Below are 12,558 nucleotides of genomic sequence, written 5' to 3' on the forward strand. Positions count from 1 at the left end.
CGTAGAGGAATTTCACTACGGGGGCGGTTCATGCCAGAGGCGGTTGATTACACTAAGGTCTTCAAACGGTAAATCCACTCCAGCGCCTGTTTTGGCGTAAGGCTATCGGGATCCAGTGCTTCGAGTGCATCCACCGCAGGTGATGTCTCGGCGACCAGCAACTGCATCTGCGACCCTTCCACCGTGGAAGCTGCCGAGTTACCAGACAACGCCTCCAGCTCTTTCAGTTTGTTACGCGCACGTTTAATCACGTCCTTTGGCACACCGGCCAATGCAGCAACGGCCAAACCGTAACTTTTACTGGCAGCACCATCCTGCACGCTGTGCATAAAGGCAATGGTATCGCCGTGCTCCACCGCATCCAGATGGACGTTGACCACGCCTTCCATTTTCTCCGGTAACGTGGTGAGTTCGAAGTAGTGCGTGGCGAACAGCGTCATCGCTTTGATGCGATTCGCCAGGCTTTCCGCACAGGCCCACGCTAGCGAGAGGCCATCGTAAGTCGAGGTGCCGCGTCCAATCTCGTCCATCAACACCAGACTGTTTTCTGTGGCGTTATGCAAGATATTGGCGGTTTCTGTCATCTCTACCATAAAGGTGGAGCGTCCAGAAGCCAGATCATCGGCAGCACCGACGCGGGTGAAGATACGGTCAATCGGGCCAATCACGGTTTCTTCAGCAGGCACATAGCTGCCAATCCACGCCATCAGGGCGATCAAGGCGGTTTGACGCATATAGGTACTTTTACCGCCCATATTCGGGCCGGTAATGATCAACATGCGTCGCTGGGCTGACAATGACAATGGGTTGGCGATGAATGGCTCTTTGAGCACTTGTTCTACCACCGGATGACGTCCAGCGGTAATACGAATGCCAGCTTTTTCCTGCAACACCGGGCGGCAGTAGTTGAGTGTCCATGCGCGTTCTGCCAGATTCGCCAACACATCCAACTCTGCCAACGCTGCTGCGCTGAGTTGCAGTGCTTCCAGATGCGGCATTAAGCGGTCCAGTAATTCCTCATAAAGCCCTTTTTCCAGCGCCAGCGCTTTTCCTTTTGAAGTGAGGACTTTGTCTTCATACTCTTTCAGTTCAGGAATGATGTAACGCTCGGCATTTTTCAATGTCTGGCGGCGCACATAGTGAATCGGTACCTGGTGACTTTGACCGCGGCTGACCTGGATGTAATAGCCATGAATGGCATTGAAGCCGACTTTCAGCGTATCCAGCCCTAGTTTTTCACGTTCCCGAATCTCAAGACGATCAAGATAATCGGTGGCACCATCCGCCAGCGCACGCCACTCATCCAGCTCGGCATTGTAACCGGGCGCGATTACGCCACCGTCACGCACCAGCACTGGTGGTGATTCAATCACAGCCTGTTCGAGCAATTCGCGAAGCTCAGCAAAATCTCCCATCTGATTACGCAGCGTCGCGAGTTGCGTCGATTCAACGCCCTCAAGCTGCTGGTTGAGTTCCGGAAGTTGCTGGAATGCATGGCGCATGCGGGCCAAATCACGTGGACGGGCGGTACGAAGTGCCAGACGCGCCAGAATTCGCTCCAGGTCACCCACCTGACGCAACACCGGCTGCAGTTCCTGGCTCAGTGATTGCAGTTCTGCGATCGACTCCTGACGGCGGCTAATCGTGGTGACATCCCGTAGCGGCATGTGCAGCCAGCGCTTCAGCATACGGCTGCCCATGGGGGTAACGGTTTTATCTAACACTGCCGCCAGCGTATTTTCGATGCCGCCCGCCAGGTTCTGGGTGATCTCCAGATTGCGACGCGTGGCGGCATCCATGATCACGCTATCCTGCTGGCGTTCCATACTGGCCGAGCGGATGTGTGGCAAAGCCGTGCGCTGGGTGTCTTTGACATACTGCAGCAAACAGCCCGCTGCACGTAGTGCTAAATGCGCCTGTTCAACACCAAAACCGCTGAGATCGCGCGTACCAAATTGCAGATTCAACTGCTGACGAGCGGTATCAATCTCATATTCCCACAGAGGACGACGGCGCAGGCCACGACGCTGATCAATCAGCATCATGGCCTGGAAATCTTCAGGGTAGAGCAGTTCGGCCGGATTGGTACGCTGCAGTTCAGCGGCCATGGTCTCCTGATCGGCGGGTTCACTCAGGCGAAAACGCCCTGAGCTAATATCCAGCGTGGCATAGCCGAAACCGCGTGGGCTCTGGAAGATGGCTGCCAACAGATTGTCCTGGCGCTCCTGCAACAACGCTTCATCACTGATGGTGCCTGGCGTGACAATACGTACCACTTTACGCTCAACCGGGCCTTTGCTCAGTGCCGGATCGCCAATCTGCTCACAAATCGCCACGGATTCACCGAGTTGTACCAGTTTTGCCAGATAACCTTCGACAGCATGGTAGGGCACGCCGGCCATGGGGATAGGTTCACCCGCTGATGCACCGCGTTTAGTGAGTGAGATCTCCAGTAGCTGCGATGCGCGTTTGGCATCGTCATAGAACAGCTCGTAGAAATCGCCCATCCGATAGAACAGCAGGATCTCAGGATGGTCGGCCTTCAGGCGCAGATATTGCTGCATCATGGGCGTGTGGCCAGTAAAGTCCATTTGCGCTGCTCCTTTCATCTCGTTTTCACTCAAAATTAACTCTTTTGATGTTGGCAGCTGAGTCATGTCAGCCAGGGTAACGCGTTGTCCGGTGGGCGGACAACCAAAGCGCAGATACTAGCATTTTTGCCCGGTCGCCTTCATCAGCAAGCAACGGTTTCTGGCTGCCGACCTTAACAAATTGCGCTAAGGGATAAAAAGCAAAATCGGGAGATAAAGCGAAAGTGCAGAGCGGTTTCGCAAATTTACGTTGCAACCCACTGAAATGGGCGGAAAGCAGCGTAAATTTAAGATATTGCTCTGTATCCCACATGGCTGAACGATTACCATGTGGGCTTCCGGTTTCATCTGGCTTATGGATATCTAATGCGTTTTAAGGTTGCTTTTCTTCCGCTTATTGCCTTGCTTGCTGCCTGTAGTAGTAAGCCTGCACCCCAGCAGCAATCCGCCGTTGTGCCTGCACCAAAAGGTGGTTTTTTACTGGAACCTTCACACGCCGTTCAGCCGATGTTTGGCGATTTCGCTGGCAATCCGGCGGCTGAGCAGTTTATTGATCAAATGGTGGCAAAACACGGTTTCAACCGTGACCAGTTGCATGCCGTGATTGGCCAGGCGAAGCGTCTCGACTATGTGCTGCGCCTGATGGACCAACAGGCACCGAGCTATACGCCACCGACCGGGCCAAACGGCGCCTGGATCCGTTATCGCAACAAATTCATCACGCCGGATAATGTGCAGAATGGTGTGGCGTTCTGGAATCAATATCAGGACGCATTGCAGCGTGCGCAGCAGGTTTATGGCGTGCCACCTGAAATCATCGTAGGGATCATTGGGGTCGAAACGCGTTGGGGCCGGGTGATGGGTAAAACGCGTTTGCTGGATGCGCTGGCCACCTTATCCTTTAGCTATCCTCGCCGCGCGGCCTATTTCAGTAGCGAGCTGGAAACCTTCCTGCTGATGGCGCGCACGGAGCAGGATGATCCGCTGGATCTGCGTGGCTCATTTGCCGGTGCAATGGGGTATGGCCAATTTATGCCGTCTTCCTATAAACAGTATGCGGTCGACTTCAATGGTGATGGTCACATTAATCTGTGGGACCCGGTGGATGCCATCGGCAGCGTTGCGAACTACTTCAAAGAGCACGGTTGGCGTGCCGGTCAGAATGTTGCTGTTCCGGCCAGTGGCCAGGCACCTGCGTTGGAAAATGGCTTCAAAACCCTTTATCCGGTGAACACATTGATGGCAAGCGGCCTGACACCGCAGGGATCGCTGGATGGCAATAATCAGGCCAGTCTGCTGCGCCTCGATCTCGGCACCAGCTATCAATACTGGTACGGTCTGCCAAACTTCTATGTCATTACGCGTTACAACCACAGTACGCACTATGCAATGGCCGTATGGCAACTGGGCGAAGCGGTAGCAAAAGCGCGGCAAGGCAATATGTTTTAATACTGTCCTTGTAAAGTGTAAGGGTATAAGATGGCGCCCCTTTTGCGGTGCCATCTTCACTGCATGCTTATTTCCAAGGAACAATTATGACGACTTTACCCGCCTGCCCAGCGTGTCAGGCTGATTATACCTGGCAAGACGGTGACAACCTGAACTGTCCATCCTGTGGCCATATCTGGTCCATGTCCTCTGATGCTGCCGGGGAAGACTTGGTGGTGCGCGATGCCAATGGCAATCTACTGGCTGATGGCGACAGTGTGACCGTGGTAAAAGATCTCAAAGTGAAAGGCAGTTCTTCAACGCTGAAGATTGGCACCAAAGTCAAAAGCATTCGCCTCGTCGAGGGCGACCACAACATCGATTGCAAGATTGATGGTTTTGGTCCAATGAAGCTCAAATCAGAATTCGTGAAAAAGAATTGATGGCAGGACGGCGGATGGCCGTCCTGTGCAGCCCTCACATCAGTAAACGATCGATAGCTTCACATTGCTCCGCTGTCAGTTCACCGCCAAAATTGCGTGAGTGACTGCTCATTGAATCAAACTTGCGGGCGACTGCGGTTTTAATGGTGGTCACGAAGTCATCGCCAATGGTGTAAATCGCCATCAGTTCTCCGATACGTTGCTGGATCTGCGTCAGTTTATTTAACTCCCCCGCGCGCCAGGCTTGCATCGCCTCAGCAAATAACTCCGGCACGATATTGTTCAGCCCGGAGATCACACCTGCGCCGCCTGCCAGCAGATTAGGCAGCAAATATTCGTCATAACCCGACAGTACGGTGAAATCACTGCGCACCTTTTTAGTTTCTTCAATTAATGCCCGGTTATGAGACAAGCAATCCACAGTGTCTTTAATACCGATAAACTGCGGCAACTCTGAGGCTAACTCAGTGACTAACGCCGGTGTCAGATCACAACCGGTTCGGGCTGGGAAATTATAGGCAAACCACTTGCCACCCAACTGTTTATCAAGTGTTTTAAAGTAACTCAGCAGCTGTTTTGGTGTCTGGCCATAATAGTAGGGCGGCAATACCATCACGGCATCATAGCCGTTTTGCCAGGCTGCCTCGGCCAGTTGCAACATATCAGGAATGCAGGTACTGGAGACATTCGCCACCATGCTCAGTGGAGACAGTGATCGAGCCTCGCGAATCAGCTGGAGCCTTTCCTGTTGGGTCAGTGAAGCAAATTCACCGATGCTGCCCATCAGCAACAGGGTGTCAATTCCCGATGTGCTCAGACGCGCGAAGTGGCGGCCTAACGCATCAATATCCAGTTTATTGTGTTGATCAAAAGGGGTCACCGACGGACACCAGACGCCCGCGAGTTCAGGTTGTGCAGCCATGGCGCTCTCCTTTAATTAAAAATGAAACATTGTTTTAACTTAGGGGTCCTGAACTATTTGCACCAGTGCTAAAACGTAAAAAGGTGAGACATCGCACTTTTCTCTTCGTGTTCTCAAAGGAAATAAAGCTAGTGTGAGGCACTTCAGCCTGACAGGAGTGTTGACATGCAAGACTGGAATCCACAGCTGTACCGCCAATTTGAATCGGAGCGCACGCGTCCCGCGCGTGAACTGTTAGACCGTATCCCTGATATTCACGTGCATTATGCCACCGACCTCGGTTGTGGCCCCGGCAATAGCACTGAACTGCTGGCGCAGAAATGGCCGGATGCGCAGATCACGGGCATCGATAGTTCCGCTGCAATGCTGGAACAGGCGCAGGCGCGTCTCCCCTCCAGCACTTTTTTGCAGGCGGATATTCGCACCTGGGAGGCCGCACAGCCTCAGCAAGTCATTTATGCCAATGCTTCTCTACAATGGCTGACTGACCATCAGACGCTACTGCCGCACCTGGTTAATCAACTGGATGTGGGCGGAGCATTAGCCGTACAGATGCCAGACAACCTGGAAGAGCCGTCGCACCGCTTTATGCGTGAGGTTGCCGCCCGCGAACGCTGGCAGGATCTCATTTCTCCTCAGGCGGCAGATCGGAAACGCCTGTTGTCGACCGAAAACTACTTTGATTTGCTGGGCGATGCAGGTTGCCGGGTGGATATCTGGCGCACGACGTATTACCACCCGATGGCAGATGCGCAGGGCATTATCACCTGGCTGAAAGCGACCGGTTTGCGTCCTTTCCTCGCAGGGCTGGATGAAAAACAGCAAGCAGATTTTCTTGATGACTATCATCAAGCGTTAATTCCTGCCTATCCCGCTCGCAGTAACGGCCAGGTTTTGCTGGCGTTCCCGCGATTGTTTATGGTTGCGGTGAAAACGCGCTGAGCAAGCTGGGATCTCTGCTGTAAAATGGCGTGGTAGTGGTTGAAAAGAGCTTCCTGCCACACCATTTATTGCTAACGTGAAGCGCCATAACAGGAGAGGGCGATGAACGACCAACAGTTACAGCAGTTGAGCCAGCGCATTGGTGAACAGCTAAAAGCGCGCCAGGCAACAGTAACAGCCGCGGAATCTTGTACCGGCGGCTGGATTGCCAAAGTCTTTACTGACATTAGCGGTAGCTCAGCCTGGTTTGAGCGTGGCTTTGTGACTTACAGCAATGAAGCCAAACAACAGATGGTGGCGGTGCAAGCCATTACGCTGGCACAGTTTGGCGCGGTGAGCGAGCAAACGGTACGCGAAATGGCGCGGGGGGCCTGCAATGCGGCCGCTGCTGAATATGGCATCGCCGTCAGTGGTATTGCCGGACCAGATGGCGGCTCGGAGGAGAAGCCAGTGGGCACGGTTTGGTTTGCGATTGCAGGGCCGGATGGCCGTGTAATGGCGCAGCGGCAGAACTTTTCCGGAGACCGCGATGCGGTGCGCCGTCAGTCCGTCTGCTGGGCACTGCAAACGCTGCTTGATGAATTTCTGACAAATTAAACTTGATACTGTATGGTCATACAGTATAATTACCGGCAACAGAACGAGCAGGCACACAATGATGTCGGCTTACCCAGCATGATTTAGGAGTGGAAATGGCGATTGACGAGAACAAACAGAAAGCTTTAGCAGCCGCGCTGGGCCAGATTGAGAAACAATTTGGTAAAGGCTCGATCATGCGCCTGGGTGAAGACCGCTCGATGGATGTTGAAACCATCTCAACCGGTTCACTTTCACTCGATATCGCATTGGGTGCCGGCGGTTTGCCAATGGGCCGTATCGTTGAGATTTATGGACCAGAATCTTCCGGTAAAACCACGCTGACGCTGCAGGTTATTGCCGCGGCACAGCGCAAAGGTAAAACCTGTGCCTTTATTGATGCTGAGCACGCCCTTGACCCGGTGTACGCCAAGAAACTGGGCGTAGATATCGATAACCTGCTGTGTTCACAGCCGGATACCGGTGAGCAGGCACTGGAAATCTGTGATGCGCTGGCACGCTCGGGTGCAGTAGACGTCATCATTGTTGACTCCGTTGCCGCATTGACGCCAAAAGCGGAGATCGAAGGCGAAATCGGTGATTCGCACATGGGTCTGGCAGCCCGTATGATGAGCCAGGCGATGCGTAAACTGGCCGGTAACCTGAAACAATCCAATACGTTACTGATCTTCATCAACCAGATTCGTATGAAGATTGGTGTGATGTTTGGTAACCCAGAAACCACCACCGGTGGTAACGCGCTGAAATTCTATGCTTCTGTTCGTCTTGATATCCGCCGTATCGGTGCGATCAAAGAGGGCGATGAAGTGGTGGGTAGCGAAACCCGTGTGAAAGTGGTGAAGAATAAAATTGCTGCACCCTTTAAGCAGGCTGAATTCCAGATCATGTACGGCGAAGGCATCAACACCTTTGGTGAGTTGGTTGACCTTGGCGTGAAACACAAGCTGGTTGAGAAAGCCGGTGCATGGTACAGCTACAACGGTGAGAAGATTGGTCAGGGTAAAGCAAACTCGACTAACTTCCTGAAAGAGAATCCAGCGATTGCCAACGAGATCGACAAAAAGCTGCGTGATTTGCTGCTGACCGGTGCCACAGCAGACGCGGGTGCTGCGGACATCCCGGCAGGGGATTACGAAGAAGCCAGCGAAACCAACGAAGATTTCTAACATACTGACGGGAGCAACCATGCTCCCGTTTTGCTTTTCCCCGCTTGTGCTTCCCCTCGACTCCTTCTTGCTTTACCCTGCGCCACAGATAAAACAAGGTAAGACAAATGCCATCATCATCTCCTGCGGCATCTGAGCAGACATTTTCTCGTTTGCTGGATCGCGCAATGCGCATATTGGCGCAACGCGACCATAGCCGTGACGAACTGAAACGCAAGCTACAGCTCTCTTCACAACGTGCGGCTTATTTGCAACAACAGGATCACGTGCCTATCGCCGATGAGTTGCTGGAGAAAGTGCTCGATTGGTGTCAGGAGAGCGGTTGGCTCAACGACCAACGCTTTACCGAACGCTTTATTCAGAGCCGTGCCCGCAAAGGCTATGGGCCACAGCGCGTACGCATGGAACTACAGCAAAAAGGCATCAGTCGCGAGGAGATCGACCAGGCGTTATTTGATACCGAAATCGACTGGAGCCAATGTGCAGCCGATCTGGCCAAGCGTAAGTTCGGTGATCCATTGCCGCAAACCTGGGCTGAGAAGGGCAAAGTACAGCGCTTTTTGATGTCAAAAGGCTTTATGATGGAAGATATTCAGGCCGTTTTCAGAAATTTTGACAGCTGAAAGGCAATGGGATTTTACTTCCCACTGAAGAAAATTTATCTTATTCCCACTTTTTGTTCCTCAATCAGCGGTGAGCCTGCAGTTGCAGTTTGCCAGCGAAAGGGAACGTTCGTTAGCGTGATTCCAGGAATTATATGAGCAAGAGCACTGCTGAGATCCGTCAAGCGTTTCTCGACTTTTTTCATAGCAAGGGACATCAGGTTGTAGCCAGCAGCTCCCTCGTACCGAACAACGACCCGACGTTACTGTTTACTAACGCCGGGATGGTGCAGTTTAAAGACGTTTTCCTCGGTCAGGATAAGCGCGACTATGCACGCGCGACCACGTCTCAGCGTTGTGTACGTGCCGGTGGCAAGCACAATGACCTGGAGAACGTAGGCTACACTGCGCGTCACCATACCTTCTTTGAAATGTTGGGCAATTTCAGCTTTGGCGATTACTTCAAGAAAGAAGCGATTGCTTATGCCTGGGAACTGCTGACGGGTGAGCAGTGGTTCAAGCTGCCAAAAGATCGTCTGTGGGTGACCGTTTACGAAACCGACGATGAAGCCTTTGAAATCTGGGCTAACGACGTCGGCGTACCGCGCGAACGTATTATTCGCATTGGCGATAATAAAGGCAGTGCCTACGCTTCTGATAACTTCTGGCAGATGGGTGATACCGGTCCATGCGGCCCGTGCACCGAAATTTTCTACGATCATGGCGATCATATCTGGGGCGGTCCTCCGGGCAGTCCGGAAGAGGATGGCGATCGCTATATTGAGATCTGGAACATCGTCTTCATGCAGTTCAACCGTCAGGCTGACGGCACCATGCAACCCTTGCCAAAACCGTCAGTGGACACCGGCATGGGCCTGGAACGTATCGCCGCGGTACTGCAACACGTTAACTCCAACTATGAAATCGATCTGTTTGCCAAGCTGATTAAATCTGTTGCGCAGGTAACAGGTGCAACGGATCTGAACAACAAATCGCTGCGCGTTATCGCCGACCATATCCGTTCCTGTGCTTTCCTGATTGCTGATGGTGTGATCCCATCTAATGAAAACCGTGGCTACGTGTTGCGTCGCATCATTCGTCGCGCGGTGCGTCACGGCAACATGTTAGGCGCCAAAGAAGCCTTCTTCTACAAACTGGTTGCGCCACTGATTGAAGTGATGGGTGATGCAGGTGAAGACCTGAAACGCCAGCAGAAGCACGTTGAAAATGCGCTGAAAAATGAAGAAGAGCAGTTTGCTAAGACGCTGGAACGTGGTCTGGCATTGCTGGATGACGAGCTGGCCAAGCTGCAAGGCGATACGCTGGATGGCGAAACCGTGTTCCGTCTGTATGACACCTTTGGTTTCCCTGCAGACTTAACCGCTGACGTTTGCCGCGAGCGCAATCTGAAGATTGATGAAGCCGGTTTTGAAACTGCCATGGAACAGCAGCGCCAGCGTGCGCGTGAAGCCAGTGGCTTTGGTGCCGACTACAACAGCGTCATCCGTTTTGATACTGCCACCGAGTTCAAAGGCTATGATCAACTGCAGTTGGACGCGACCGTACAAGCGTTGTTCGTTGATGGCCAACAGGTTGATGAAATCACTGCGGGTCAGGATGCGGTAGTGATTCTGAACGAAACGCCATTCTATGGTGAATCCGGCGGCCAGGTGGGCGACACCGGCGTACTCGCTGGGCAGAATGCTGAATTTAGCGTTCAGGATACTCAGAAGTATGGCAAAGCCTTCGGTCATATCGGTAAGCTGAAGCAAGGTCAATTGCGTGTGGGCGATCGTGTAAACGCGCAGGTGGATGAAGAGCGTCGTGCTCGCATCATACTGAACCACTCAGCGACCCACCTGATGCATTCCGCGTTACGTGAAGTGTTAGGCGATCATGTTGGGCAGAAAGGCTCACTGAATAACGACAAATATCTGCGTTTCGATTTCTCGCATACTGAAGCGATGAAGCCTCAGCAGATTCGTGCCGTTGAGGATATTGTTAACACTCAGATTCGCCGCAACCTGCTGATTCAGACCGATGTTATGGATCTGGATGAGGCGAAAACGCGCGGTGCAACAGCGCTGTTTGGCGAGAAATATGAGCAGCGTGTTCGTGTAGTGAGCATGGGTGAATTCTCCGTCGAATTGTGTGGTGGTACACACGCGGCACGTACCGGTGATATCGGCTTGTTCCGTATCCAATCTGAGTCAGGTACCGCTGCTGGCGTTCGCCGCATCGAAGCGCTGACCGGTGAGGGTGCGATTGCACAGCTACACGCGCAGAGTGACCAGTTGTCTGATATTGCTAATGTGGTGAAAGCCAACAGCAATAATCTGAATGAAAAAGTTCGCGGTCTGGTTGATAACGTGCGTGCGCTGGAGAAAGAACTGCAACAGCTGCGCGATCAGCAAGCTGCGCAGGAAAGTGCATCACTAAGCAGCAAAGCCGTGGATGTGAAAGGGACGAAGCTGCTGGTCAGTGAGCTCAGCAATGTCGAACCGAAAATGCTGCGTATCATGATGGACGATCTGAAGAATCAGTTGGGTTCTGCCATCATTGTGCTGGCTACCGTCGCAGAAGGTAAGGTTTCGCTGATTGCTGGCGTCACAAAAGACCTGACCGATCGTGTTAAGGCGGGTGAGTTGGTGGGCGAACTGGCTGCACAGGTCGGGGGTAAAGGCGGTGGGCGTCCAGATATGGCTCAGGCTGGGGGCACCAATCCTCAGGCACTGGCTGGGGCGCTGGCTGGCGTGCCGGACTGGGTGAGTAACCGACTGTAACGAAATAAAGCGAAGCATCGTGAAGAGCGCCAGCACCCCGAGTACTGGCGCTTTTTATCGCGATGTGCACCCGTAAATGACAAAGTCCGGTTGATGTGGTGTATTTCGGCTAAACTAACTATCAGCAGAATGTATTGGCGTGGCGATGCACAATGGTGTATTTGTCATAGGCATTGTTCAGCGTTATATGATGGATATGGCCGGGAGATCGAACAGGCCCGACTCTTTTAATCTTTCAAGGAGCAAAGAATGCTTATTCTAACTCGTCGAGTTGGTGAAACCCTCATGATTGGCGATGAGGTGACTGTAACGGTGCTGGGTGTCAAAGGTAACCAGGTACGTATTGGCGTCAACGCGCCTAAAGAAGTTTCGGTGCATCGCGAAGAGATCTATCAGCGCATTCAGGCCGAAAAAACTCAGCAAACGAGTTACTAACGGATTCAGCGCCTCGCCATCGTGCGAGGCGCTACCGCTTTTCTTCACTTCAGTCTCTTTTCTCCCCCCTTTGTTCTCAATTTCTTTCTTCCCATTTTGTAAACTGCAGCGCGCTTTCGCTGTTGATTAATCACTCTTTTTGTCGGCAAAACACCCTAATTGCGCGTCATTTGTGCAATCAAACGGTTATCAAGAAAAAGTCGGGAAAAATTGTTTGACTTATAAGTGCGGGAAAGTAATATGTGCGCCACGCAGTGCCGATGAGCAGAAACAAAGTTCAAAAGCACAGGCAGTAAGAAAGCGTAAGGTGAGGTGGCCGAGAGGCTGAAGGCGCTCCCCTGCTAAGGGAGTATGCGGTCAAAAGCTGCATCCGGGGTTCGAATCCCCGCCTCACCGCCATTTCCGATGCATCCATAGCTCAGCTGGATAGAGTACTCGGCTACGAACCGAGCGGTCGGAGGTTCGAATCCTCCTGGATGCACCATTCGGAAAGATGAAGTAAGAGTGAACGAGCAGTTCCTTTCATGGTGAGTTGTTAGCACCCTGCGTTATACAAGAATTATTTCAATGCATCCATAGCTCAGCTGGATAGAGTACTCGGCTACGAACCGAGCGGTCGGAGGTTCGAATCCTCCTGGATGCACCATTC

11 protein-coding genes and 3 tRNA genes are annotated in these 12,558 nt (G+C 52.6%); 11 read left to right on the forward strand and 3 right to left on the reverse strand.

Going from position 1 to position 12,558, the window contains the following annotated elements; all coding sequences use genetic code 11:
• Positions 1-47 precede the first annotated feature (47 nt).
• Positions 48-2,609, reverse strand: a complete 2,562-nt coding sequence (mutS, locus tag QMZ30_RS22940; RefSeq protein ID WP_502921495.1) for a DNA mismatch repair protein MutS — start codon at positions 2,607-2,609, stop codon at positions 48-50.
• Between the two features lie 49 nt (positions 2,610-2,658).
• On the reverse strand, positions 2,659-2,904 hold the full coding sequence (locus QMZ30_RS22945) for a hypothetical protein (protein WP_283229027.1): 246 nt from the start codon (positions 2,902-2,904) through the stop codon (positions 2,659-2,661).
• Positions 2,905-2,957: 53 nt separating this feature from the next.
• Here QMZ30_RS22945 and mltB point away from each other — a divergent pair, with 53 nt between their 5' ends.
• Complete coding sequence (mltB, locus tag QMZ30_RS22950) at positions 2,958-4,040, forward strand: lytic murein transglycosylase B (protein WP_283229028.1); 1,083 nt, start codon at positions 2,958-2,960, stop codon at positions 4,038-4,040.
• Positions 4,041-4,126: 86 nt separating this feature from the next.
• Positions 4,127-4,462 carry a zinc ribbon domain-containing protein YjdM gene (locus QMZ30_RS22955; RefSeq protein ID WP_283229029.1) on the forward strand — a complete coding sequence of 112 codons (336 nt, stop codon included), beginning with the start codon at positions 4,127-4,129 and terminating at the stop codon, positions 4,460-4,462.
• Positions 4,463-4,496: 34 nt separating this feature from the next.
• On the opposite strand, the gene QMZ30_RS22960 is transcribed toward QMZ30_RS22955, so the two are convergent.
• Positions 4,497-5,384, reverse strand: coding sequence for a dihydrodipicolinate synthase family protein (locus tag QMZ30_RS22960; RefSeq protein ID WP_283229030.1), 888 nt, complete (start codon positions 5,382-5,384; stop codon positions 4,497-4,499).
• Between the two features lie 165 nt (positions 5,385-5,549).
• On the opposite strand from QMZ30_RS22960, the gene tam reads away from it, so the two are divergent.
• The 9 genes from tam to QMZ30_RS23005 all read left to right on the forward strand — a co-directional run bounded on the left by tam (position 5,550) and on the right by QMZ30_RS23005 (position 12,555).
• Positions 5,550-6,326, forward strand: coding sequence for a trans-aconitate 2-methyltransferase (gene tam / locus QMZ30_RS22965; RefSeq protein WP_039330779.1), 777 nt, complete (start codon positions 5,550-5,552; stop codon positions 6,324-6,326).
• A gap of 102 nt (positions 6,327-6,428) precedes the next feature.
• The gene (pncC, locus tag QMZ30_RS22970) at positions 6,429-6,923 is read left to right on the forward strand and encodes a nicotinamide-nucleotide amidase (protein WP_283229031.1); all 495 of its coding nucleotides are present in this window, start codon (positions 6,429-6,431) and stop codon (positions 6,921-6,923) included.
• A gap of 95 nt (positions 6,924-7,018) precedes the next feature.
• Complete coding sequence (gene recA / locus QMZ30_RS22975; RefSeq protein WP_283229032.1) at positions 7,019-8,089, forward strand: recombinase RecA; 1,071 nt, start codon at positions 7,019-7,021, stop codon at positions 8,087-8,089.
• A gap of 107 nt (positions 8,090-8,196) precedes the next feature.
• Positions 8,197-8,712: a regulatory protein RecX gene (locus QMZ30_RS22980; protein WP_283229033.1), complete on the forward strand. Its 516-nt coding sequence runs from the start codon at positions 8,197-8,199 to the stop codon at positions 8,710-8,712.
• 134 nt (positions 8,713-8,846) lie between these two features.
• Positions 8,847-11,474: an alanine--tRNA ligase gene (gene alaS / locus QMZ30_RS22985; protein WP_283229034.1), complete on the forward strand. Its 2,628-nt coding sequence runs from the start codon at positions 8,847-8,849 to the stop codon at positions 11,472-11,474.
• A 249-nt stretch (positions 11,475-11,723) separates the two neighbouring features.
• The gene (csrA, locus tag QMZ30_RS22990) at positions 11,724-11,909 is read left to right on the forward strand and encodes a carbon storage regulator CsrA (protein ID WP_004155916.1); all 186 of its coding nucleotides are present in this window, start codon (positions 11,724-11,726) and stop codon (positions 11,907-11,909) included.
• Positions 11,910-12,215: 306 nt separating this feature from the next.
• Positions 12,216-12,308 (forward strand) — tRNA-Ser (locus tag QMZ30_RS22995).
• A gap of 8 nt (positions 12,309-12,316) precedes the next feature.
• Positions 12,317-12,393 (forward strand) — tRNA-Arg (locus QMZ30_RS23000).
• Between the two features lie 85 nt (positions 12,394-12,478).
• A tRNA-Arg gene (locus QMZ30_RS23005) sits at positions 12,479-12,555 on the forward strand.
• Positions 12,556-12,558 lie beyond the last annotated feature (3 nt).

Origin of the sequence: Pantoea sp. EA-12, from assembly GCF_030053355.1 — a bacterium.
In the GTDB taxonomy this organism is placed as follows: Bacteria; Pseudomonadota; Gammaproteobacteria; order Enterobacterales; family Enterobacteriaceae; genus Pantoea; species Pantoea vagans_C.